Origin of the sequence: Streptomyces sp. NPDC057249, from assembly GCF_042669245.1 — a bacterium.
GTDB lineage: Bacteria > Actinomycetota > Actinomycetes > Streptomycetales > Streptomycetaceae > Streptomyces.
On sequence record NZ_JBHUXS010000009.1, the window covers coordinates 286,601 to 309,493 of the forward strand.

Genomic DNA, 22,893 nt, shown 5'->3' on the forward strand with positions numbered 1-22,893 from the left:
CCTCTCAGGCCAGCGCCCCCAGCGGGTCGTCCAGGACCGGCTGCCAGGCCAGTTCCGCCGCCCCGACCAGGCTGTTGTGGTCGAGGGTGCAGGGCAGGATCGGCACGCTCCCGCTGCGGCCCCAGAGGCTGCGGTCGGCCACCACCGCCCGCAGCCGCTCCGGGTCGGCGTCGAGCAGGGCGCGGTGCAGCCCGCCGAGGATGATCCGGTCCGGGTTGAGGATGTTGACGAGACCGGCGAGCCCCAGGCCGAGCCGGTCGATCAGTTCCTCGGCGGCGGTGCGCACGGCCGGGTCCCCGTACTCGTTGCGCAGCAGGTCCCCGGACTGCTTGAGCAGCGACTCCTCGGGGCCCGGGGTGCGCCCGGCGGCGGTGAGGAAGGCGAGCGGGTCCGTCTCAACGTCCAGACAGCCGCGCCCCCCGCAATGGCAGGGCCGCCCCTCGGGGTTGACGGTGAGGTGGCCGACCTCCAGGGCGAGCCCCGAACTCCCGGTGTGCAGGCGCCCGTCGAGCACGAGCGCCCCGCCCACACCCCGGTGTCCGGTGGCGACGCACAGCAGGTGCTGGGATTCGCGCCCGGCGCCGTGCCGGTGTTCGGCGAGCGCCGCGAGGTTGACGTCGTTGCCGGTGAACGCCGGTCCCCCGATGCCCGCTTCGCGTACGCAGGTGGCGAAGATCTCGCGAACCGGGGCTCCGGCCGGCCAGGCGATGTGGAGCGGGTTGAGGGCGGTGCCCTCCGGCTCGGCGACCGCCGACGGCACCGCGAGCCCGGCCCCGACGCACCGCAGTCCGCTGTCCCGGAGCAGCCGAGCGCAGTGGTCCACGACCTCGCCGATGACCTGGGCGGGGTCGGCGGTGATGGTGACGCAGCCGGGGGCGGTCGCGACGAGCCGGCCGCCGAGGCCGACGAGCGCGGCGCGGAAGCCGTCCGCGTGCACCTGGGCGGCGACGGCCACCGGACCGGACTCCCGTACGGCGAGCCGGTGCGAGGGGCGGCCCTGCGAACCCGCCGCCGAGCCGGGGCTGGAGTCGACCCGGATGAGGCCGAGGGCTTCCAGCTCGGCGGCGACCGCGCCCGCCGTCGCGCGGGTGACCCCCAGCTCGGAGGTGAGGACGGCACGCGTGGGCGCGCGTCCGGTGTGGACCAGTTCCAGGGCGGGTCCGAGCGCGCTGCGGCCCCTCTCCAACTTCGTCCGGGTGGTGGTCGCCTTGCCGTTCATGGGGGCGAGTCTCCCATGATCCGGAGGTTCCTTTGACGCCGTGGTGGCCGACTTGCCCCGGGTGACGGACCGCCGCGCACTCCGGGGCCGAGCGCTTCGGGCCGACCGGGGCAACCGTCTTGCACCGGCCGCCGGGCCAGCCCTATGCTAAGTTTGTGCCGCAACTAAACAAACTGCGGACGGCACTCCCGGGGGGACTGGGCGGCAACACCGCCCCGCTCTCGTCGGCCCGTCTCCGTACCGCGCTGACCGTGTTCTTCGCCCTCGACGGTTTCCTCTTCGCCGGCTGGGTGGTCCGCATCCCGGCCATCAAGCACCAGACCGGCGCCTCGGCCGCCACCCTCGGCCTCGCACTCCTCGGCGTCTCCGCCGGAGCCGTGGTCACCATGACGCTCACCGGCCGGCTCTGCCGCCGGTTCGGCAGCCACGCGGTGACCGTGGTCTGCGCGGTACTCCTCTCCCTCAGCATCGCGCTGCCCGCCCGGACGCACTCGGCCCTGTCGCTGGGGCTCGTGCTCCTGCTCTTCGGCGCCGCGTACGGCGGGGCGAATGTGGCGATGAACAGCGCGGCGGTGGACCTGGTCGCCGCTCTGCGCCGCCCCGTGATGCCCAGCTTCCACGCCGCGTTCAGCCTCGGCGGGATGCTCGGCGCGGGGCTCGGCGGGCTCGTCGCGGGCGGCCTCTCGCCCTCCGTGCACCTCTCCCTCCTGACCGGAATCGGACTGGGCGTCACCGCGCTCGCGGGCCCGGTCCTCCTGCGGCACCCGGCGCCCGTACCCCCGGAGCCGGCGGACGCCCCGCCCGCCGGCCGGTCCGCGCAGCGGCTGTCCGGGCGGGCGCGCAGGGTGGTGCTGCTGTTCGGCCTGATCGCGCTCTGCACCGCGTACGGCGAAGGCGCGCTGGCCGACTGGGGCGCCCTCCACCTGGAACAGGACCTGCACGCCCGGCCCGGGGTGGCCGCCGCCGGATACTCGCTGTTCGCGCTGGCCATGACGGCGGGCCGGCTCAGCGGCACCGCCCTCCTCGAACGGCTCGGGCAGACCCGCACCCTGGTGGCGGGCGGCGCCATGGCGGCAGCCGGGATGCTCCTGGGCTCGCTCGCCCCGACGGCCTGGCTGGCACTGCTCGGCTTCGCCGTCACCGGGGTCGGCCTCGCCAACATCTTCCCGGTGGCGGTCGGCCGGGCCGGCGAGCTGGCCGGGCCCGGCGGGGTCGCGGCGGCCTCGACGCTCGGTTACGGCGGCATGCTGCTCGGGCCGCCGGCCATCGGCTTCCTGGCCGACTGGTTCTCGCTCCCGGTGGCCCTGACCACGGTGGCGGTGCTGGCCGCTGCCGCGGCGGCCCTGGGGTACGGCGCCCGCAAGGCGGCGCTCACCTGACCGAATGAGTAGCGGTACTCAGGCAGGAACGATTCCCCGCACGCACGATGGAGGAACAGCCAGCCACGGGGAGCACACCATGAACAGGCCCGCCATCAGCCGCCGGACGACGCGCACGCTCGTCCGGCTCACCTTCGGCAACGCCGCGTCCCTGTTGTACCTGGGGGCGGTTGTCGCGGCGGCCGTCCTGGTCGCCGTGGACACCCTGTTCGTCGCCCACGAGGACGCCTCGTTCGCCGGTGTCTGGCTGTTCCTGCTGGCGGCGCCGACCGTCTTCGTGTTCCTGCTCGGCAGTTCGGCGGCCGGAGCGGAGTCCTTCGGCCCCGCCTGGTTCGTGTACCTGGCGCTGACGGTGTCCGTGCTGGCGCAGTCGCTGGCGCTGGGCTGGTTCGTACGGCTGGTACGCGGCGGCGCCCGCCGCGATCGCACGGTCCGCCCCCGGAGCGCCTGACCGGCCCCCTCCGGGCCCGCCCGGCTGGCACAATCCGGCCATGGAGATCACGGAACACATAGCGGCCCTGGCCGCCGAGGGCCGCCTGCTGGCGGACGCGGCCGACGAGGCGGGCACCGGGGCCCCGGTGCCGACCTGTCCCGACTGGCGGGTACGCGATCTGCTCAGGCACACCGCCATGGTGCACGCCTGGGCCGCCGCCTTCGTACGCGAGGGGCACACCTCGTACGTCCCCGACGGCGGCGAGACGGAGCTCGACGGGCCGGAGCTGCTGGCGCACTTCGGCGAAGGACACCGGCTCCTGGTGGTGGCGCTGGAGAACGCACCGCGGGACGTGGAGTGCTGGTCGTTCCTCCCCGCGCCCTCACCGCTCGCCTTCTGGGCCCGCCGCCAGGCCCATGAGACGACGATCCACCGGGTGGACGCCGAGTCCGCGCGCGGCGGCGGCCTCTCCCCGGTCGCGCCCGCCCTCGCGCTGGACGGCATCGACGAACTGCTGCGGGGGATGCACGCCCGCCCGAAGAGCCGGGTGCGCACCGGGAGCCCGCGCACGCTTCGGGTGCGGGCGACGGACACGGACACGGTGTGGACCGTACGGCTGTCCGCCGAGCCGCCGGCGGCGGTGCGCGAGGAGGCCCCGGCCGCGACCTCCCCCGTGGACTGCGAGCTGAGCGCGCCGGCCGGGACGCTCTACCTCGCGCTGTGGAACCGGCTCCCGCTCTCCGCCCTCGCGGTGACCGGCGACGGGGACCTGGCCCGGCTCTGGCGCGACAACTCCGCGATCACCTGGTCCTGACGCCGTGGCGGCTCAGCCGCGCCGGCCCAGGAGACCCACCGTGCGGGCCAGTTCCGTGACGGCCTGGCGGAAGAAGACCTCGCGCGCCTCCACCACCCGGTTGAACTGACCGAACACCTCGAAGGAGATCAGCCCGAACAGCTGCGCCCAGGCCGCGACGAGCGGGGCGGCCACCGCCGGAGCCAGCCCGGGGGCCACATCGGCGGCGAGCCGTTCGGCCTCCGGGCGCAGTTCGTCCGGGAGCGGCGGAAGCGCCAGGCCCTCGTCGCGGCGGGCCTCCTCCACGATCGCGATGAGCACCATGCCGACGCGTGCCGCGGGCCCGACGGTGTCCTGCGGAGCCGAGTATCCGGGCACCGGCGAGCCGTAGATGAGCGCGTACTCGTGGGGGTGGGCCAGCGCCCAGTCGCGTACGGCGCAGGCGACGGCGACCCAGCGGGTGAGGCCGGCGGCGGGGGCACCGGGCTCCCCGTTGGCGGCGCGCCGGGCATGCTCTGCGGCTTCCCCGACCGCGTCGTACGCGTCGACGATGAGAGCGGTCAGCAGGTCGTCCCGGCTGGGGAAGTAGCGGTAGAGGGCCGAGGAGGCCATGCCCAGTTCGCGCGCGACGGCGCGCAGCGACAGCTTCGCCGCGCCCTCGGCGGCGAGCTGTTTCCTCGCCTCGTCCTTGATGGCGGCGGTGACCTCGATACGGGCCCGTTCTCTGGCCCCCCGGATAGCGCTCATGGCGCCCAGTCTGCCACGTGCGCAGAGCAGCGACCAATAACGAGAGCAGTGCTCTTGCTTTTGAGCACGAGTTCCGCACACACTGATCTCAAGCGAGAGCAGCGCTCTCGAAAATGCAATCGCACCGTGGGGGTCCCACCATGTCTCCGTCCCGGACGCAGCCGTACTACCTGCAGGGCAGCCCGCTCAACGTCCGCTTCAACAGCCTCGTCGGCTGGCTCGCGCGGCACGGAATCAGCCTGCTCGGCTCGCAGGAGCTGTCGGTGCGGGGCCGCAAGAGCGGCAGGCTGCAGCGTGTCCCGGTCAACCCGCACCTCTACGAGGGTGTGCGGTACCTGGTCTCCGCCCGCGGCCATTCGCAGTGGGTGCGCAACATGCGGGTGGCGGGCGGCGGGGAGCTGCGCCGCGGCCGCAGGACGCGGGCCTTCTCGGCGGTGGAGATCGCGGACGACGCGCACAAGGCGGCCGTCCTCCGCGCCTACCTGAAGCGGTGGGGCTGGGAGGTCAACCAGTACTTCCAGGGCGTCACCGCGAAGTCCACGGACGCCGAGATCCTGGCGGCCTGCCCGGACCACCCCGTCTTCCGGATCGCCGACGCGGGCTGACGCACCGGACGGCGCGTCAGCCCCCGGAACCCCGCGTCCTAACGGTCCATCGCGGAGAGCGCCCTCTGGGCCAGCGGGTGCGAACGGACCAGCTCGGCCAGCGAGGTCGTGCCACGCGTGATGCCCGCGAACGCGTTCCATGCCGGGCGGAAGCCCGTCAGAACGGCGTGCAGCAGGCCCGGGCGCCGCTCGAACAGCTTCAGCATGCGCCGGCCCACGCTCATCTCGACGCCGAGCCCGGCCTTGATGGCGAAGGCGTAGTTGAGCGCCTGGCGGCGGGCGTCCACCGCGTCGTGCGCCTCGGCGACGCGCACCGCCCACTCACCGGCGAGCCGGCCCGAGCGCAGCGCGAAGGAGATGCCCTCGCGGGTCCACGGCTCCAGCAGGCCGGCCGCGTCACCGCACACCAGCACCCGGCCGCGCGAGAGCGGCGAGTCCTCGCTGCGGCAGCGCGTGAGGTGGCCGGAGGAGATCCTGGGCTCGAACCCGGCGAGGCCGAGCCGTGCGACGAAGTCCTCCAGATACCGCTTGGTGCCGGCTCCGTCGCCGCGCGCGGAGATCACGCCGACGGTCAGGGTGTCGCCCTTGGGGAAGACCCAGCCGTAACTGCCGGGCATCGGACCCCAGTCGATGAGGACGCGGCCCGCCCAGTCCTCCGCGACGGTGGGCGGCACCGGGATCTCCGACTCCAGGCCGAGGTCGACCTGGTCGAGCTTCACCCCGACGTGCGCCCCTATGCGCCCGGCGCTGCCGTCGGCGCCGACCACCGCGCGGGCCAGGACGGTCTCGCCGCCGGACAGCACGACCGCGACCGTGCGCCGGTCGGGCACCGCGGCGCCGTGCTGCTCCACCCGCGAGACGGTCGCCCCGGTGCGCAGTTCGGCACCGGCCTTCTGCGCCTGCTCGACCAGGCCCGCGTCGAACTCGGGGCGGTTGATGAGGCCGAAGAGCATCCGCTTGGAGCGGCGGGTGCGCGCCAGTCTGCCGTTGAGCGAGAAGGTGACCGCGTGAATCCGGTCCCGCAGGGGCAGTTCGAACCCGGGCGGCAACGCGTCGCGCGAGTATCCGATGATGCCGCCGCCGCACGTCTTGTAACGGGGCAGCTCCGCCTTCTCCAGGAGCAGTACCTTGCGGCCGGCGACGGCCGCCGCGTATGCCGCGGAGGCTCCCGCCGGTCCGGCGCCGACTACGACGACGTCCCACACGGACGACTCTTCGTGCTCATGTCCGGCGTCTGCGTTCTCGCTGCTCACGATGTGCTTCTGCTCCCGATCCGACCAGTGGCCCAAGCTGCTCACGGCATCCTACGGCGCGTTCTGGCCGAGAACCGCTGTGGGAGGATCGGCCGAGTCTCCGACGTACCCGCGACGCCGCACTCCAGGCGGGCGAGTGGCCGGAAACGTACACATAACGTCGCACCTACCAGGAGCGTGCCCCATGACCGGCCATCCGATTTCCGAGACCGTCGCCTCACTGATGCCCCGTGCCAAGGCGGAGCTGACCGAGCTGGTGGCCTTCCAGTCGGTGGCGGACCCCGCGGTCTATCCCAAGAGCGAGTGCGAGGGCGCCGCCGAGTGGGTCGCCGCCGCGCTGCGTACCGAGGACTTCCAGGACGTGGCCCTGCTCGACACCCCGGACGGCACCCAGTCCGTCTACGGCTTCCTGCCCGGTCCGGCGGGCGCTCCGACCGTGCTGCTCTACGCGCACTACGACGTGCAGCCGCCGCTGGACGAGGCCGCCTGGCTGTCCCCGCCGTTCGAGCTGACGGAGCGTGACGGTCGCTGGTTCGGCCGGGGGACGGCCGACTGCAAGGGCGGCTTCATCATGCACCTGCTCGCGCTGCGCGCCCTGAAGGCGGACGGCGGGGTCCCCGTCTCGGTCAAGGTGATCGTGGAGGGTTCGGAGGAGCAGGGCACCGGCGGTCTGGAGCGGTACGCCGAGGCGCACCCCGGCCTGCTCGCCGCGGACACCATCGTGATCGGCGACACCGGCAACTTCCGGGCGGGCCTGCCGACCGTCACGTCGACGCTGCGCGGGATGACGCTGCTGCGGGTCCGGCTCGACACCCTGGAGGGCAACCTGCACTCCGGGCAGTTCGGCGGCGCCGCGCCCGACGCGCTCGCCGCGATGATCCAGCTGCTCGCCTCGCTGCGCGCCGAGGACGGCTCGACCACGGTCGACGGCCTGACCGCGGACGAGGCGTGGGACGGCCTCCAGTACCCGGAGGAGGACTTCCGCAAGGACGCCAAGGTCCTCGACGGGGTGGAACTCGTCGGGACGGGCACGGTGGCCGACCGGATCTGGGCGCGGCCGTCGGTGACGGTGATCGGCATCGACTGCCCGCCGGTGGTCGGTTCGACGCCGTCCGTGCAGGCGAGCGCCCGGGCCCAGGTGAGCCTGCGGGTTCCTCCGGGGCAGAACGCGGAGGAGGCGACGAAGCTGCTGACCGCTCACCTGCTCGCGCACGCCCCGTGGGGCGCGAAGGTCTCGGTCGAGCAGGTCGGCCAGGGGCAGCCGTTCCGCGCGGACATCGCGAGCCCGGCGTACACCGCGATGGCCGACGCCATGCGGGTGGCGTATCCGGGTCAGGAGATGCAGTCCTCCGGCATGGGCGGCTCGATCCCGCTGTGCAACACGCTGGCCGGGCTGTACCCGGAGGCGGAGATCCTGCTGATCGGGCTCAGCGAGCCGGAGGCGCAGATCCACGCGGTGAACGAGAGCGTGTCGCCCGACGAGCTGGAGCGGCTGTCCGTGGCCGAGGCGCTGTTCCTTCGCAACTACGCGGTCTCCAAGGCGGTCTGAGTCCGCGCCGGGGGCGGGCTACGCGTTGAGCGAAGCTCGCCGAGAGCGTAGATCCATGCGGCGGCCGGGCGCCGCCGCTTACGTTCGCCGCATGGATCTCGTAGAAGTGCTTCCGCGGTTGCACATGTTCCGCTTCCCGATCGGCCAGGCGTACCTCTGGCGCGACGGGACGGAGCTGACCCTGATCGACGCGGGCGACGTGAACGCGGCGTCCGCCATCGAGGAGGCGGTGCGCGGCCTCGGCCACGATCCCGCCGACATCGCCCGCATCGTCATCACCCACGGCCACCGGGACCACTACGGCGCCGCGCAGGAGCTGGCCGACCGCCACGGGGCCGAGATCCTGGCCCACCGGCTGGACGCGCCGGTGATCCGGGGTGAGGCCGAGGTCGGGGAGCCGGTGCTCCTGGACTGGGAACGCCCGCTGTACGAGCACGCGCTGACCGTTCCCCCGGCTCCCGCGACCCGGGTCGACACCGAGCTGTCCGACGGGGCGGTGCTGCCGTTCGGGGGCGGGGCGCGGGTGGTCCACTCCCCCGGGCACACGCCCGGCTCCATCGGTGTGCATCTGCCCGGGCACGGCGTGCTGTTCACCGGCGACTGCGTGGCCGGGGTGGGGCAGGTGATGCTGGGCGTCTTCAACATCGACCGGGAGCAGGCCGTGGCCTCGTTCCAGCGGCTGGCCGCGCTGGAACCGGCCACGGTCTGCTTCGGCCACGGCGATCCCCTCACCGAGGACGCCGCCGCGGTCCTGCGTGCCTCAGCCGACGGGGACGCCGGCCTCCAGGTTGAGCACGGCTGAGCGTTCGCGGGCCCGCAGCGCCCAGCACAGCCGCTCGTAGCGGGTGGGCGGCAGCAGGGTGGCCGCCTCCGCCTCCGTGACGAACCGCCAGCCGCGGAGCTCGGAGCCGGGGAGCAGCAGCCGTTCCGCGTCCGCCCGAGGCAGCAGTCCGCCGTCGAAGAGGAGGCGCAGACCTCCGTACCCGGGCGGGTCGGGCGCCTCCCAGTCGATGACGAGGAGCTTGGGCACCCGTTCGAGCTGGATGCCGATCTCCTCGGCGACCTCCCTGATCCCGGCCTGGGCCGGGGCCTCACCCGCCTCCACGACGCCGCCGGGGAACTCCCAGCCGGGCTTGTACGTGGGGTCGACGAGCAGGAACCGGTCGTGCTCGTCGAAGAGGAGCACCCCGGAGGCGACGGTCTCCGCGGTCGGCTCCGGGGTCTGGACGATCTCGCAGGCGGGGGCGGCGCCGGTGCGTACGGCCTCCGCGATGCGCTCCGCCGTCTCGCGCGGGGTGAGCGCGCTGTTGTCGACGGTGTGGGCGTCCCCGGTGATCCAGCCGAGGGCCGATCGGTACGGTTCGATCCGGTCGTACGCCCAGCGTCCGGTCGGGTCCACACCCTCCGCGTCGCCCGGGTACTGCGCCCGGTGGGCGATACGGGTGCGCAGGATCGTTTCCTCAGGTGAGAGCAGCACATGGCACACCGGTATGCGCCGGGCGGCGAGGCCGCCGAATATCTCGTCGCGGTACTCCTGCCGCAGGAGCGTCATCGGCACGACGAGAACCCCGCCCAGCTCGGCGAGGAGCGCGGCGGCGGTGTCCACCACAAGGCGCCGCCAGATCGGCAGGTCCTGGAAGTCCGTCACCTCGGCCAGTTTCTTCTGGGGCAGCAGGCTTCCGAGCCCCGTGCCGGTGAGTTCCGGGTCGTACAAGGTGCTGTTCGGGATCAGATCGATCAGTTCACGCGCGGCGCTGGTCTTTCCGGCGCCGAACGCACCGTTGATCCAGACGATCACGGTTCCCCCTCTTCCGTAGCAGCCCCCTGTGGCTTGCCCGCAACACCCTGCCGCGAAAACCCGACCGAGGGGATGCGTTGCGCGCAGGGGACGGCGGGGGCCGTCCGCGGGCTACGGCGTATCGCCCCGCCAGTCCCACTTGTCCGGCTCGTCCGGGCGCGGCCCGTACTCCGCGCGGCCGCCCGGTCCGTAGGCGCCGATCTCGGTGACCAGGGCGGAGCCGTCCGCGAGGGCCACCGGCGTCCACCCCGTCACATCCAGGAGCAGTCCGTCGAGCGGCCCGCCGACCAGTTCGCGGTAGTCGCGGCCGGGCCGGGGGCCCGGGTCGGGGTCTTCGTGGTCGGCGCCGTACACCCGCCGTCGCATGATCTCGTCCATGCCCGCAGGATCGCACCCGCCACTGACAACGGCGGGCCCGCGCGGGCCGTGGCGGGCCACCGGCTTCACGCGATGGTCACAACTCCATCACTTGCGGAGGATTGACCTCCCACCCGTTCGGCGCCGTGGCTACGGTCGTCCCTCCACGCAACTTCTGGGGGGACCCATGTCGCACAACCCTTCGCCGCAGCCGCCTCCTTGGGGGCCGCCGCCGCAGCCGTCCCCGTTCGGCCCGCGGGGTCCGGGCGCCCCCGGGGGCGGCGCGCCCGGCTGGGCGAGGAAACGTATCGTCATCCCGGCGGCGGCCGTCCTCTTCCTCATCGGTGTCGGCATGGGCGCCGCGGGCGGGGATTCCGGCGCGGACGAGACCGGGGCCGCGGCGAAGTCCTCGCCCGCGCCGACCGTCACCGCCACGGTGTCGGTCACGCCCGCGCCGGAGCCCGCCGTGACCGAGACGGTCACGGCGAGCCCGAAGCCGGTGCCGACCGTCACGAAGACGAAGACCGTCAGGGTCACCGTCGCGCCCGAGGCCCCCGCCGGGGGCTCCGACGACTCCGGCCCGGACGACTCCGGCTCGGGTGGCGGGGGCTCGGCGTACTACGCCAACTGCACCGCCGTCCGCGCGGCCGGCGCGGCCCCGATCCACCGGGGCGACCCGGGGTACGGCCGGCACCTCGACCGCGACGGGGACGGCGTGGCCTGCGAATAGACCGTGCCGGCGAGCGGGGTGCCCGGCCGTCCCCGGACCCCCCTCTCACCCCTTTCCGGACCCCAGCGTGAGTCCGGCGATGAAGTGCCGCTGGAGCAGCAGGAAGACGACGAGGGTCGGCAGCGCGACGATCACCGAGCCGGCCGCCAGCAGGTTGTAGTCGGTGAAGAACTGCCCGCGCAGGTTGTTCAGCGCGGAGGTGATGGGCAGTTTGTCGCCGTCGGAGATGAAGACGAGCGCCCACAGGAAGTCGTTGTACATCCAGGTGAACTGGAGCGTGCCCAGCGCGGCGAGCGCCGGGCGGCACAGCGGCAGGGTGATCCGCCAGAACCGCGTCCACACCCCTGCCCCGTCCACCACGGCCGCCTCCAGGATCTCCGGCGGGAGGGTGCGCATGAAGTTGGCCAGGACGAACACGCAGAAGCCGATCTGGAAGCCGATCTGCACCAGGATGACCGCCCAGAAGGAGTCGAACATGGTCATCGAGTCGGACATCCAGTACGGCAGCGGGATGCGGTTGAAGACGACGTACAGCGGGGTGACGATCACCTGCTGCGGGAGCAGGTTGCCCGCCGTGAAGAGCATCAGCAGGACCAGTCCGCCGCGCATCTTCAGCCGGGCGAGCGCGAAGGCCACGAACGAGGCGAGGAACAGGGTGATCAGGACGCCCGGTACCGCGATGATCAGGGTGTTGACGAAGTACTTCGTCATGCCGGAGTCGGTGAACGCCTGCCGGTAGTAGTCCAGGGAGAGATGGCGCGGCAGTGAGAAGTAGCCGTACTCGGAGGTCTCGTCGTACGGTCGCAGGGACGCGTACACCGCGAGCAGCAGCGGGGCGAGGAAGGCCAGCGAGACCGCCATCAGGAAGGCGTGCACACCGAGCCGGCCGGGGCGGAGCCGGCGGCGGGCCCCGGCGGGGGCGGCCGGGACCGCGCGGGCGGGCTGCGTGGTGGTCATCGGTCTTTCTCCCCTCGGAGCTCCTGGACCAGGTACGTCGCCACGAATCCGAGGGAGACGGCCAGCAGGACGACGGCGATCGCGGAGCCGAAGCCGATGCGGCTGGCCTCGCCGATGATGTTGTCGGTGACGAGCACGGACAGCAGTTCGAGGCCGTTGCGGCCGTGGTTGACCGCGTACACGATGTCGAAGGCGCGCAGCGACTCGATCACGGTGATCACGCCGACGATGACGTTGACCGGCCGCAGGGTGGGGAAGACGACGCGGAAGAAGGTCTGCGCCTCGCTCGCCCCGTCGATCGCCGCCGCCTCCTTGAGCGACCGGTCGACGGCCTTGAGCCCGGCGAGGTAGAGGATCATCACATAGCCGGTGTGGCGCCAGGCGGCGGCCAGCAGGACCATCCAGATGTTGAGGTCCGGATCGCCGAGCCAGTCCGTCGGGGTCTCCGTGTCCCCGATGACCGCGTTGAGCGCGCCCTGGTCCCGCGAGAACACGAGCTGGGCGATGAAGCCGACCACCGCGAGCGAGAGCACGACGGGCATGTACAGCGTGGACTGGTAGAACCGGCTGAACCGCACGCCCCGGTCGATCAGCACGGCCAGGAGCAGCCCGAACGGGGTGGCGACGAGCCCGAGGAAGGCGAGCCAGAGCAGATTGTGCCGCGCGGCAGGCCAGAACTGCGGGTAGTTCGTGAAGATGTTCGCGTAGTTGCGGGTCCCGACCCACTCGATGTCGCCGATCCCGTCCCAGCTGGTGAAGGAGAGGACGACGGAGGCCAGGGTCGGGCCCCAGACGATGGCGAGGTCGAGCAGGACGGGCAGACCGAGCAGCACACCGAGCACGACGAGGTCGCGACGGGTGTACCGCCGCGTGCCCCGACGTCCGGTGCGCCTCCCCGAGATGAACGGCACGGTGGGTACTCCCGGTTCAGTCCGAGGCGAAGATGGACTTCTTCTGCCGTTCGATGTCGTTGACCAGGCCGTCCACGTCGTCGGGGCTGCTGATGAACTTCTGGATCGCGGGGATCATGACCGTGGACGCGAAGTCCGGCCGGGTGTCGCGGTCGAGGAACTGCGAGATCTGCTTGGCGCCCGAGACGAGTCCGACGGCCTTCTTCTGGATCGGGGTGTACGTGGAGGTGTCCGCCTCGTCGCTGACCGCGATGTTGTTGGGGTCGCCCTTGAGGTAGACGTCCTCGGCCTTGCCGGTGGCGAGCCACTTCAGCAGGTCCTTGGCGCTCTCCAGCGTCTTCTCGTTCTTCAGGTTCTTGGACTTCTTGGCGAGCAGGAACCCGTCGATGGGCGCCTCCACGGCGTCCTGGCCGTGCTCGGGGTTGATCACGGGGAACGGGAAGAAGTCCAGGTCGGCCTGTTGGTCCTTGGGGAACTGCTGCCCGGGGTGCGGCAGGCCGAGCACGGTCATGCCCGCCTCGCGCTTCTGGAGACTGGCGGCGGACTCCTGCCAGGTACGGCCGTTGGCGCCGGGCCGGCAGTACGGGAGGAGGCGCCGCCAGGTGTCGAAGACCTCCCGGACGCGCTTGTCCGTCCAGGCTTCCTCACCGGCCATGAGGCTCTTGTGGAATTCGTATCCGTTGGTGCGCATGTTGATGTAGTCGAACGTGCCCATGGCGGGCCAGCCGTCCTTGTCGCTGAACGCGATGGGGTCCAGCTTGTCCTTCTTCATCTGCTTGGCGAGCGCGACGTACTCGTCAAGCGTTTTGGGCGCCTGATATCCGCGCTCGGTGAACAGGCTCTTCCGGTGGAAAACGGCCCACGGATAGTAGTAGTACGGGGTGAGGTACTGCTTGCCGTCCTCGCCGGTGGACTGGTCCTTCAGGGCGTCGGAGAATCCCGTGTAGTGCTGCCAGTTGTCGCTGATGTCGTACAGCAGTCCCTTCTTCGCGAAGAACTGCATGCGGTACCCGGCGAACCACATGAAGACATCGTCGGGCTTGCCCTGGAGATAGCGGTTGATGTTCTCCTGGAAGGTGTTGTGGTCGACGGTGTTGACCTCGACCTTCCGGCCGTCCGACTGCGCGGCGTACGCCTTGAACGCGTCGGCGAACGCCTTCTTGGGAACGGGGTCCGACGCGTTCGATCCCAGGGTGATGGTCTTGCCGTCCCCGCCGGGGCCTCCGCCGCACGCGGCGAGCAGGGCGGGCAGTGTGACCGCGCCGGCACCGAGCGCCGCGCCTCGCAGCAGGCTCCGCCGGGACATCCGGTGCCCCGTCACACTGCCGGGCAGATCCGATCTGTTGTACGAGTGTGCCATGACCCCGTCCTCCGGAAGGCAACCGAACACAACCGAACGTGCGCTTGGATCTCACTCCCAACAGGGGGCGCAGTCAAGGGTTTTGACGAGATGCAGCCGACCGGACAGCCGCCCTCTTCCAACAGAGTTCAACACGCTCTAACGTATTCGCTCGTCTTGGCGTGCGCATGTCGCCACCTGATCCGGCACGAGTACGGAGGAACGTAACGATGCGTCATCTTCCAAGCCGTCCCACCCGAGCGAGCCGCCGCAGAGTCCTCGGAGCCCTGGCCGCGGGCCTCCTGTGCACGGCGGGGACCGCGGTTCCCGCCGCCGCGCACTCCCCGGCACCGGCACCGGCACCGACCGCCGTGGCCCGGGCCGCGAACGGACTCGCCCTCACCCCGCCCATGGGCTTCAACAACTGGAACTCCACGCATTGCCGCGCCGAGTTCAATGAGGCGATGGTCAAGGGCATCGCCGACATCTTCGTGGAGAAGGGGCTGAAGGAGGCCGGGTACAAGTACGTCAATCTGGACGACTGCTGGGCGCTTCCGGAGCGAGACGCGGAAGGAAAGCTGGTAGCCGACCCGGTGCGCTTTCCGCACGGCATCAAGGCGGTCGCGGACTATGTGCACGCGAAGGGCCTGAAGCTGGGGATCTACACCAGCGCCGGCACCAGGACCTGCGACAGTGTGGGTCTCCCCGGCGCGCTCGGCCATGAATTCAGCGACGCCCGGCAGTTCGCCGACTGGGGCGTCGACTACCTCAAGTACGACAACTGCAACAACCAGGGCGTGGATGCCGTGGAGCGCTATACGACGATGCGGGACGCGCTCGCCGCGACCGGCCGGCCCATTGTCTACAGCATGTGCGAATGGGGCCAGAACAAGCCCTGGGAATGGGCCGCCGAACTGGGCAACCTCTGGCGCACCACGGGCGACATCAACGACAGCTGGGGCAGCATGCTGTCGATCATGAAGCAGAACCTCCCGCTCGCCGCCGCGGCCGGCCCGGGGCACTGGAACGACCCCGACATGCTGGAGGTCGGCAACGGCGGGATGACGGACACCGAGTACCGCACCCACTTCTCGATGTGGTCGGTGATGGCGGCGCCGCTGCTCATCGGCTCCGACCTGCGCACCGCCTCGCAGGAGACGTTCGACATCCTCTCCAACGAGGAGGTCATCGCGGTCGACCAGGACCCGCTGGGCCGGCAGGGAGAGGTGCTCTCCTCCGAGGACGGACGCTGGGTCGTCGCCAAGGAGATGGCGGATGGCTCCCGGGCCGTGGCGCTGTTCAACGAGACCGGCGACGCGCGGCGGATCTCCACCACGGCAGCCGCGGTGGGCCTGCCGGCCGCCTCCGGGTACACCGTCCGCGACCTGTGGCAGCACACCACACGCAACACGGCGGGCGGCCTCTCGGCGACCGTGCCCGCGCACGGCACCGTGCTGCTGCGCGTCGCCGCCGGCCACCGGTGGGCCGCGTACCCGCCGGCCGTCGGACTCGCCCTGGAGGGCAGCCCGCTGATCGAGGCGGGCCGCACCGCCGCGCTGACGACCGAGGTCACCGACCTGGGCCGCACGCCCGCGCGCACGGTGTCCGCCGCGCTCGCCGGCCCGGCCGGCTGGCGGGTGCGGGCGGCATCGGCGACGCGGACGTCCACGCTGCCCACCGGCCACGCGCTGACCACGCGGTGGCAGGTGACGGCCCCCGCCGGAACGGCCCCCGGGAGCTACGACCTGACGCTCACCGCCCGGTACCGCTCCCCCGCCGGTGAGCCGATCCGGTCCACCGTCCCGTTCCAGGCCCATGTGGTGGTGCCGCCCCCGGCCGGCGGCGGCTACCTCAGCGACCTGCCGCGGCTCAGCGCCTCCAACGGCTACGGCCCGGTGGAGACGGACACCAGCAACGGCGAGAGCGCCGCGGGCGACGGCCATCCGCTGTCCATCGGCGGCCAGGTGTACGCCAAGGGGCTCGGCGTGCACGCGGCGAGCAGCGTCGAGTTCTACACGGGCGGCGCGTGCGAGACCGTGACGGCGCAGGTGGGCGTGGACGACGAGAAGGGCGCCAAGGGCAGCGTGACCTTCGAGGTCCGGGCGGACGGCGAGAAGGCCGCCTCGACCGGGGTCCTCACCAACGCGATGGCCCCGCAGCCGCTCTCGGCGGACGTGACCGGGGCGCAGGTCGTCCGGCTGGTGGTCACGGACGCCGGCGACGGTGTGGACTCGGACCACGCGGACTGGGGGGACCTGCGCATCACCTGCTGAGCGGATCGGCGAGCGGCCGGGCGGCGGTGGCCAGCGCGGCCGCCGCCGCCCCGACCAGGCCCGCGTCGTTGCCCATGACCGCGGGCACCACCGTCAGGTGCTGGACGAAGGAGAGCGTGGCGTACCGGCGCAGGGCCGTCCGCAGCGGGGCGAACAGGAGGTCGCCCGCCCCGGCGACCCCGCCGCCGATCACCGCGATGTCGATCTCGACCAGGGTCGCCGTCGCGGCGATCCCCGCCGCCAGGGCCTGCGCGGCGCGTTCGAAGGAGGCCACGGCCACCGGGTCGCCGGCCCGCGCGGCGGCCGCGACGCCGACCGCGGTCGCGTCGCCGTCCGGGCCGGGCCGCCAGCCGGCGTCCAGCGCGCGGCGCGCGATGTTGGGGCCGCTCGCGATGCGCTCGACGCAGCCGCGCGCCCCGCACGGGCAGGGGTCGCCGTCGAGGTCCACGCTGATGTGCCCGATGTGGCCGGCGTTCCCGCTGGGTCCGGGGTGCAGGGCTCCGCCGAGGACGAGGCCGCCGCCGACGCCGGTCGAGACGACCATGCACAGCGCGTTGTCATGACCGCGCGCCGCGCCGAGCCAGTGCTCCGCCGCGGTGATCGCGACGCCGTCGCCGACCAGCGTGACCGGAAGGCCGCCCGTCGCGTCGGCGACCCGCTCGACGAGCGGGAAGCCGCGCCAGCCCGGCACGTTGACCGGGCTGACCGTCCCGCCGGCGGCGTCCACCGGGCCCGCGCTGCCGATGCCGACGGCCGTCGCGTCGCCCCAGTACGGGGAGGCGGCCAGTTCGGCCAGGACACCGCCGACCGCCTCCATGACGCGTTCGCCGCTCTCCCGGGCGGGCGTCGGCCGCTGTGCGCGCACCACGAGCGTGCCGTCCCGGTCCACCAACGCGCCGGCGATCTTGGTGCCCCCGATGTCCAGGGCGGCGACGAGGTCGGTTTGCATCGGTGTGGCTCCGGGTGGTGTGGACGGGACCTGCGGCTCAGGTGCACAGTCTGCCCAGTCTCCATTCCCTTGACAACGTTGTCCAGGGCCTATGCTCGACGCCACACCCTCCGGGAGCCCCCACGGCAGCCGCCGTGGCCCGCCGGGACCGCCCGACCGACGACAGGACAGCGCACCGTGGCCGAGACCGCCCGTCATCCCGAGCCCCGTTACGGCAACCGGCCGACCATGAAGGACGTGGCCGCCCGGGCCGGGGTGGGCCTGAAGACGGTCTCGCGCGTGGTCAACAGCGAGCCGGGGGTCACCCCGGACACCGAGCGCCGTGTGCAGGAGGCCATCGAGGCGCTGGGCTTCCGCCGCAACGACAGCGCGCGGGTGCTGCGCAAGGGCCGCACCGCCTCCATCGGGCTGGTCCTGGAGGACCTGGCCGACCCCTTCTACGGGCCGCTGAGCCGCGCGGTCGAGGAGGTGGCCCGCGCGCACGGCGCCCTGCTCATCAACGGGTCCAGCGCCGAGGACCCGGAGCGCGAGCAGGAACTGGTCCTCGCCCTGTGCGCGCGCCGGGTCGACGGGCTGATCGTGATCCCGGCCGCCGACGACCACCGCTATCTGGAGCCGGAGATCAAGGCCGGGGTCGCGACGGTCTTCGTGGACCGCCCGGCCGGGCGCATCGAGGCGGACATGGTCCTCTCGGACAGCTTCGGCGGGGCCCGTGAGGGCGTCGCCCATCTGATCGCGCACGGCCACCGCCGGATCGGCTTCATCGGCGACCAGCCGCGCATCCACACCGCGACCGAGCGGCTGCGCGGCTACCACGCGGCGATGGCCGAGGCGGGCATAACCGTCGAGGACTCCTGGGTCTCGCTCGGCCCCACGGACGCCGACCGGGTCCGCGCCGCCGCCGAGACGATGCTCGGCGGCCCGGAACCCGTGACGGCGCTCTTCTCCGGCAACAACCGGGTGACGGTGACCGTGGTGCGCGTCCTGGCGGACCGGGAGCGCCCGGTCGCCCTGGTGGGCTTCGACGACATCGAACTGGCGGACCTGCTCGGCATCACCGTCATCTCGCAGGACCCGGCAGCGGCCGGCCGCACCGCCGCCGAACACCTCTTCCGGCGCCTGGACGGGGCCGGCCACCCCCCGGCCCGGGTGGAGCTCCCGACCCGGCTGATCGCCCGCGGCACCGGGGAAATCCCGCCGTCCTGAACGGGGTTGGGTACCCTGACGCGCCATGTGGCCGATCGGGGAAGGGTCCGGAATCCGGATGGGGGAACGCACACTGGAGGCTCTCGGTCTCGACGCGGCACCGCGCGAGCATCCGCTGACCTACCCGGGGGCCTGGCCCACGGAGTCGGGTCTGCTGCTCGGGGACACCTATCTGCGGGTGTCCCCCGAGCCGGACACGGGCCTCGACCGGTGGCCGGTGCAGGGCGACGGGCCCGGGAGCGGGGTGCCGCTCGACGAGGTGCTCGCCGGCATGGGTGCGCCGCCGGTCGACGAGCGGACCCCCGTGCTCGCGATCGGGTCCAACGCCTGCCCGGGGCAGCTCCGGTACAAAATGGCGGAACGGGGCCTCTCCGCGGTGATCCCGATGGTCATGGCGCGCGTGACGGGCATCGAGGCCGGCGTCTCCGCCCATGTGAGCCCGCTCGGCTACGTCTCGGCGTCACCGTTCCACGCGCCGGGGCGGACGCGTGACCTGTTCGTCACGTGGCTGGACGCGGTCCAGCTGGAACACGTCGATCACAGCGAGGGCGTCTTCCTCCCGGAGGGCGCGTACGACCGGGTCTTCCTGCCGGCCGACCGCTTCCCCGTGGAGATGCCGTCCGGTGAGCTCCTGAACGGCGTCCACGCGTACGTCCACCGCCTGGGCGTGCTCGCCGACGGGACGGGCGCGCCGTGGGTCCATCCCGGGGAGCGGCAGGTGCTCACGGAGCTGATCGCCCGGTCGCCGCTGCTGCGCGAGTGGTTCGGCGGCACTCCGGAGGAGTTCAGCGCCCGCGCGCTCGGCGACGCCCGGCTCTGCGAGAGGGGCACGCGTCTGCTCCGGGACGAGGGGCACACCCTGCGCTCCGGCCTGGAGTCCCTGGTCCCGGAGCGGGGTCCTTCGGCGCCCGCCCCCGAGCCGCCGATGAACCCCGCAGGTGAGGGAGTCCCCGCCTGACGCCCTGTCCGGCCGCTACGGCGCCGTGACCGTCAGGGTGCCGCGCCGGGGCGAGGCGAAGGCGTCGAGGTCCGTGCGGGTCAGCCCGGTCAGCGCCGCCACCTCGTCGGTGTCCAGGGCGCCGCAGTCGATGCCGCGCAGCAGGTAGCCGCTGAGGGCCTTGGCGGTGGCCGGTTCGTCCATCACGTCGCCGCCCGCCTTGGCGACGTACGCGGCGAGCCGGGCGGCGGCCTGCTCCAGGCCCTCGCGGTAGAACGTGTAGACGGCCGCGTACCGGGTCGGCAGGTGGCCGGGGTGCATGTCCCAGCCCTGGTAGTAGGCGCGGGCCAGGGCGCGCCGGGTGAGGCCGTGGTGCAGCCGCCACGCCTCGTGGACCTGCGGGGTGGGGCCGACGGGCAGGACGTTGGTCGAGCCGTCGGAGACGCGTACGCCGGTGCCGGCGGCGGCGACCTGCATGACGGCCTTGGCGTGGTCGGCGGCCGGGTGGTCGCTCGCCTGGTACGCGGCGCTGACGCCGACGCAGGCGCTGTAGTCGAACGTGCCGTAGTGCAGGCCGGTGGCCCGTCCCCGGGCCGCGTCGATCATGCGGGCCACGGCGGCGGTGCCGTCGGCGGCCAGGATGGACTGGCTGGTCTCGATCTGGATCTCGAAGCCGAGCCGCCCGTCCGGCAGCCCGTGCGCCTGCTCGAAGGCTTCGAGGAGCTGGACGAAGGCGGTGACCTGTTCGGGGTACGTCACCTTCGGCAGGGTGAGGACGAGCCCGTCGGGGAGCCCGCCCGCCCGCATGAGGCCGGTGAGGAAGACGTCCGTGGTGCGGATGCCCCGGTCCCGGACGGCGGCTTCCATGCACTTCATCCGGATGCCCATGTACGGGGCGGCGGTGCCCTGGGCGTACGCCTCCGAGACGAGCCGGGCCGCGCGGGCCGCCGCCTCGTCCTCCTCGGCGTCGGAGCGGGGTCCGTAGCCGTCCTCGAAGTCGATCCTCAGGTCTTCGACCGGCTCGCGCTCCAGCTTGGCGCGTACGCGGTCGTGGACCGGTCCGGCCAGCTCGTCCGGGATGCCGAGCACCTCGGCGAGGGCCGCCGCGTCGGGGGCGTGCTCGTCGAGCGCCTTCAGCGCCTCGTCGCCCCAGGTGCGCAGGGTGGTCGCCGTGAAGGTGTCGCCCGGTACGTAGACGGTGTGCACGGGCTGGCGGGTGCCGGGGTCGCCCGGGTAGCGGCGGGCGAGTTCGGCGTCCACCGGCGCGAGGGACGCGCTGATCCCGTCGCTGACCGCACCGGCGAGGCTCGTCGCCACCTTCTCCTGCTGACCCATCGTCCGCACCCTCCACACTCCGGTCGTTTCCGCTTCCCGGAAACAACAATCCGTATAGTGAAGTTATAAGGCACGCGCATCCGAGTCAACGGTGTCCGGATACGCCGCGGGGCCGCACGGTGCGTTCACCGTGCGGCCCCGGGCCGTCGCTCGTACGAAACCGTCAGGCGATCAGCCCTTGCGGGTGTTGATCTCCTCGGTGAGCTGGGGGACGACGTCGAAGAGGTCGCCGACGACGCCGTAGTCCACGAGGTCGAAGATCGGGGCCTCGGCGTCCTTGTTGACCGCGACGATCGTCTTCGAGGTCTGCATCCCGGCCCGGTGCTGGATCGCGCCGGAGATGCCGGAGGCGATGTACAGCTGCGGGGAGACGGACTTGCCGGTCTGGCCGACCTGGTTGGTGTGCGGGTACCAGCCCGCGTCCACCGCCGCGCGCGACGCGCCCACCGCGGCACCCAGCGAGTCCGCGAGCGCCTCGATGACCGCGAAGTTCTCCGCGCCGTTCACGCCGCGGCCACCGGAGACCACGATCGCGGCCTCGGTCAGCTCCGGACGGCCCGTCGACTCACGCGGCGTACGCGAGAGCACCTTCGTACCGGTGGCCTGCGCCGAGAAGGAGACCGCGAGGGCCTCGACGGCACCGCCGGCCGCGGCCGGCTCGACCGGGGCCGAGTTCGGCTTGACGGTGATGACCGGAACGCCCTTGGACACACGGGACTTGGTCGTGTACGAGGCGGCGAACGCGGACTGCGTGGCGACCGGGCCCTGGTCGCCGGCTTCCAGGTCGACGGCGTCGGTGATGATGCCGGAGCCGATCCGGACGGCGAGGCGGGCCGCGATCTCCTTGGCCTCGGCGGAGGAGGACAGCAGCACGGCGGCCGGGGACACGGCGTCGAAGGCGGCCTGGAGCGCGTCCACCTTCGGTACGACCAGGTAGTCGGCGAACTCCGGGGCCTCGGCGGTCAGCACCTTGACCGCGCCGTGCTCGGCGAGCACGCCGGCGGTGTCCGCGGCGCCGTTGCCCAGGGCGACGGCGACGGGCTCGCCGATGCGGCGGGCGAGCGTCAGCAGCTCCAGGGTGGGCTTGCGGACGGCACCGTCCACGTGGTCGACATAGACGAGAACTTCAGCCATGGGACTTCAATCTCCTGCGTGTGCGAAGTAGGCGGGGGTGGTGAGGGGGGCGCCGGGGCTCAGATGAACTTCTGGCCGGCCAGGAACTCGGCCAGCTGCTTGCCGCCCTCGCCCTCGTCCTTCACGATCGTGCCCGCGGTACGGGCCGGACGCTCGGTCGCGGAGTCGACCGCGGTCCACGCACCCGCCAGACCCACCTGCTCGGCGTCGATACCCAGGTCGTCCAGGTCCAGGGACTTCACCGGCTTCTTCTTCGCCGCCATGATCCCCTTGAACGACGGGTAACGCGCCTCACCGGACTGGTCGGTCACCGACACCACCGCCGGCAGCGACGCCTCCAGCTCCTCCGACGCACTGTCCCCGTCACGACGGCCGCGCACCACACCGCCCTCGACCGACACCTGCGACAGCAGCGTCACCTGCGGCACACCCAGCCGCTCTGCCAGCAGCGCCGGAACCACACCCATCGTGCCGTCCGTCGACGCCATCCCCGAGATCACCAGGTCGTACCCGGTCTCCTCGACCGCCTTCGCCAGCACCAGCGACGTACCCAGCGCGTCCGTACCGTGCAGATCGTCGTCCTCGACGTGAACCGCCTTGTCCGCACCCATCGACAACGCCTTGCGCAACGCGTCCTTGGCATCCTCCGGACCCACCGTCAACACGGTGACCTCCGCGTCATCAGCCGCCTCCGCGATCTGCAACGCCTGCTCGACCGCGTACTCGTCCAGCTCCGACAGCAGACCGTCGACATCCTCACGGTCCAACGTCAGGTCATCGGCGAAATGCCGGTCACCGGTCGCGTCGGGCACGTACTTCACACAGACAACGATCCTCAAGCTCACGCCGGCTCTCCTACTGCATCGTCATTTCCGGGGCTGCCTTGTTGCACGCAGCATAGGCGCCTGATGGGGCGTTTTCCGGTCGGGGCGACCGACGCTCCGACCGTCATATTACTCGCCAGTACACCCAGCGTGGGCCCAATGAGC

The 22,893-nt window shown here is 72.4% G+C and carries 22 protein-coding genes; 10 read left to right on the forward strand and 12 right to left on the reverse strand.

Annotation, left to right across the window (positions count from 1 at the left end):
* Nucleotides 1-4: 4 nt before the first annotated feature.
* Nucleotides 5-1,219 (reverse strand): ROK family protein, encoded by a 1,215-nt coding sequence (locus ACFUJY_RS19375; RefSeq protein WP_383300877.1) that lies wholly within the window; start codon nucleotides 1,217-1,219, stop codon nucleotides 5-7.
* 155 nt (nucleotides 1,220-1,374) lie between these two features.
* Between ACFUJY_RS19375 and ACFUJY_RS19380 the strand changes: the two genes are divergently transcribed.
* The 3 genes from ACFUJY_RS19380 to ACFUJY_RS19390 all read left to right on the forward strand — a co-directional run bounded on the left by ACFUJY_RS19380 (nucleotide 1,375) and on the right by ACFUJY_RS19390 (nucleotide 3,845).
* Entirely contained in the window at nucleotides 1,375-2,598 is a 1,224-nt protein-coding gene (locus ACFUJY_RS19380; RefSeq protein ID WP_383300879.1) for an MFS transporter, read from the forward strand.
* Nucleotides 2,599-2,677: 79 nt separating this feature from the next.
* On the forward strand, nucleotides 2,678-3,049 hold the full coding sequence (locus ACFUJY_RS19385; RefSeq protein ID WP_383300881.1) for an SCO4225 family membrane protein: 372 nt from the start codon (nucleotides 2,678-2,680) through the stop codon (nucleotides 3,047-3,049).
* Nucleotides 3,050-3,089: 40 nt separating this feature from the next.
* Entirely contained in the window at nucleotides 3,090-3,845 is a 756-nt protein-coding gene (locus ACFUJY_RS19390) for a maleylpyruvate isomerase family mycothiol-dependent enzyme (protein ID WP_383300883.1), read from the forward strand.
* 12 nt (nucleotides 3,846-3,857) lie between these two features.
* Here ACFUJY_RS19390 and ACFUJY_RS19395 read toward each other — a convergent pair whose 3' ends face one another.
* The gene (locus ACFUJY_RS19395; RefSeq protein ID WP_383300886.1) at nucleotides 3,858-4,571 is read right to left on the reverse strand and encodes a TetR/AcrR family transcriptional regulator; all 714 of its coding nucleotides are present in this window, start codon (nucleotides 4,569-4,571) and stop codon (nucleotides 3,858-3,860) included.
* A 140-nt stretch (nucleotides 4,572-4,711) separates the two neighbouring features.
* Between ACFUJY_RS19395 and ACFUJY_RS19400 the strand changes: the two genes are divergently transcribed.
* Nucleotides 4,712-5,176 (forward strand): nitroreductase/quinone reductase family protein, encoded by a 465-nt coding sequence (locus ACFUJY_RS19400; protein WP_383300889.1) that lies wholly within the window; start codon nucleotides 4,712-4,714, stop codon nucleotides 5,174-5,176.
* Nucleotides 5,177-5,214: 38 nt separating this feature from the next.
* Here the strand turns inward: ACFUJY_RS19400 and ACFUJY_RS19405 are convergent, their stop codons facing one another.
* Complete coding sequence (locus tag ACFUJY_RS19405) at nucleotides 5,215-6,429, reverse strand: geranylgeranyl reductase family protein (protein ID WP_383300891.1); 1,215 nt, start codon at nucleotides 6,427-6,429, stop codon at nucleotides 5,215-5,217.
* Between the two features lie 184 nt (nucleotides 6,430-6,613).
* On the opposite strand from ACFUJY_RS19405, the gene ACFUJY_RS19410 reads away from it, so the two are divergent.
* Together ACFUJY_RS19410 and ACFUJY_RS19415 are read left to right on the forward strand one after the other, a co-directional pair.
* Nucleotides 6,614-7,978 (forward strand): dipeptidase, encoded by a 1,365-nt coding sequence (locus ACFUJY_RS19410; RefSeq protein WP_383300894.1) that lies wholly within the window; start codon nucleotides 6,614-6,616, stop codon nucleotides 7,976-7,978.
* A 91-nt stretch (nucleotides 7,979-8,069) separates the two neighbouring features.
* Nucleotides 8,070-8,780, forward strand: a complete 711-nt coding sequence (locus ACFUJY_RS19415) for an MBL fold metallo-hydrolase (RefSeq protein ID WP_383300897.1) — start codon at nucleotides 8,070-8,072, stop codon at nucleotides 8,778-8,780.
* Here the strand turns inward: ACFUJY_RS19415 and ACFUJY_RS19420 are convergent.
* Both ACFUJY_RS19420 and ACFUJY_RS19425 read right to left on the reverse strand, forming a co-directional pair.
* The gene (locus tag ACFUJY_RS19420; protein ID WP_383300900.1) at nucleotides 8,739-9,776 is read right to left on the reverse strand and encodes an NUDIX domain-containing protein; all 1,038 of its coding nucleotides are present in this window, start codon (nucleotides 9,774-9,776) and stop codon (nucleotides 8,739-8,741) included. The two genes, ACFUJY_RS19415 and ACFUJY_RS19420, sit on opposite strands and share 42 nt — an antisense overlap.
* A gap of 111 nt (nucleotides 9,777-9,887) precedes the next feature.
* Nucleotides 9,888-10,154, reverse strand: coding sequence for a hypothetical protein (locus tag ACFUJY_RS19425; RefSeq protein WP_383300902.1), 267 nt, complete (start codon nucleotides 10,152-10,154; stop codon nucleotides 9,888-9,890).
* A gap of 166 nt (nucleotides 10,155-10,320) precedes the next feature.
* Here ACFUJY_RS19425 and ACFUJY_RS19430 point away from each other — a divergent pair, with 166 nt between their 5' ends.
* Nucleotides 10,321-10,863 carry an excalibur calcium-binding domain-containing protein gene (locus ACFUJY_RS19430; protein ID WP_383300905.1) on the forward strand — a complete coding sequence of 181 codons (543 nt, stop codon included), beginning with the start codon at nucleotides 10,321-10,323 and terminating at the stop codon, nucleotides 10,861-10,863.
* Between the two features lie 45 nt (nucleotides 10,864-10,908).
* Here the strand turns inward: ACFUJY_RS19430 and ACFUJY_RS19435 are convergent, their stop codons facing one another.
* From ACFUJY_RS19435 to ACFUJY_RS19445, 3 genes are read right to left on the reverse strand one after another with little or no spacing between them, the layout of a single operon-like run.
* Entirely contained in the window at nucleotides 10,909-11,820 is a 912-nt protein-coding gene (locus ACFUJY_RS19435) for a carbohydrate ABC transporter permease (RefSeq protein WP_383300907.1), read from the reverse strand.
* Nucleotides 11,817-12,731: a carbohydrate ABC transporter permease gene (locus ACFUJY_RS19440; protein WP_383300909.1), complete on the reverse strand. Its 915-nt coding sequence runs from the start codon at nucleotides 12,729-12,731 to the stop codon at nucleotides 11,817-11,819. The genes ACFUJY_RS19435 and ACFUJY_RS19440 overlap by 4 nt, the downstream gene beginning before the upstream one ends.
* Nucleotides 12,732-12,747: 16 nt before the next feature.
* A complete protein-coding gene (locus ACFUJY_RS19445; RefSeq protein ID WP_383301058.1) occupies nucleotides 12,748-14,037 on the reverse strand; it encodes an ABC transporter substrate-binding protein in 1,290 nt (429 codons plus the stop codon).
* A 263-nt stretch (nucleotides 14,038-14,300) separates the two neighbouring features.
* Here ACFUJY_RS19445 and ACFUJY_RS19450 point away from each other — a divergent pair, with 263 nt between their 5' ends.
* Complete coding sequence (locus tag ACFUJY_RS19450) at nucleotides 14,301-16,343, forward strand: NPCBM/NEW2 domain-containing protein (protein WP_383300912.1); 2,043 nt, start codon at nucleotides 14,301-14,303, stop codon at nucleotides 16,341-16,343.
* On the opposite strand, the gene ACFUJY_RS19455 is transcribed toward ACFUJY_RS19450, so the two are convergent.
* A complete protein-coding gene (locus ACFUJY_RS19455) occupies nucleotides 16,333-17,292 on the reverse strand; it encodes an ROK family protein (protein WP_383300915.1) in 960 nt (319 codons plus the stop codon). The genes ACFUJY_RS19450 and ACFUJY_RS19455 overlap by 11 nt on opposite strands.
* Before the next feature lie 177 nt (nucleotides 17,293-17,469).
* Here ACFUJY_RS19455 and ACFUJY_RS19460 point away from each other — a divergent pair, with 177 nt between their 5' ends.
* Nucleotides 17,470-18,498 carry a LacI family DNA-binding transcriptional regulator gene (locus ACFUJY_RS19460; protein ID WP_383300918.1) on the forward strand — a complete coding sequence of 343 codons (1,029 nt, stop codon included), beginning with the start codon at nucleotides 17,470-17,472 and terminating at the stop codon, nucleotides 18,496-18,498.
* Between the two features lie 58 nt (nucleotides 18,499-18,556).
* Nucleotides 18,557-19,456, forward strand: a complete 900-nt coding sequence (locus ACFUJY_RS19465) for a hypothetical protein (RefSeq protein ID WP_383300921.1) — start codon at nucleotides 18,557-18,559, stop codon at nucleotides 19,454-19,456.
* A 15-nt stretch (nucleotides 19,457-19,471) separates the two neighbouring features.
* On the opposite strand, the gene ACFUJY_RS19470 is transcribed toward ACFUJY_RS19465, so the two are convergent.
* From ACFUJY_RS19470 to ACFUJY_RS19480, 3 genes are all read right to left on the reverse strand, one after another.
* Complete coding sequence (locus ACFUJY_RS19470) at nucleotides 19,472-20,770, reverse strand: DUF6986 family protein (RefSeq protein WP_383300924.1); 1,299 nt, start codon at nucleotides 20,768-20,770, stop codon at nucleotides 19,472-19,474.
* 171 nt (nucleotides 20,771-20,941) lie between these two features.
* Nucleotides 20,942-21,904: an electron transfer flavoprotein subunit alpha/FixB family protein gene (locus tag ACFUJY_RS19475; RefSeq protein WP_383300927.1), complete on the reverse strand. Its 963-nt coding sequence runs from the start codon at nucleotides 21,902-21,904 to the stop codon at nucleotides 20,942-20,944.
* Between the two features lie 59 nt (nucleotides 21,905-21,963).
* Entirely contained in the window at nucleotides 21,964-22,749 is a 786-nt protein-coding gene (locus ACFUJY_RS19480; RefSeq protein WP_164399387.1) for an electron transfer flavoprotein subunit beta/FixA family protein, read from the reverse strand.
* Between the last annotated feature and the right edge of the window lie 144 nt (nucleotides 22,750-22,893).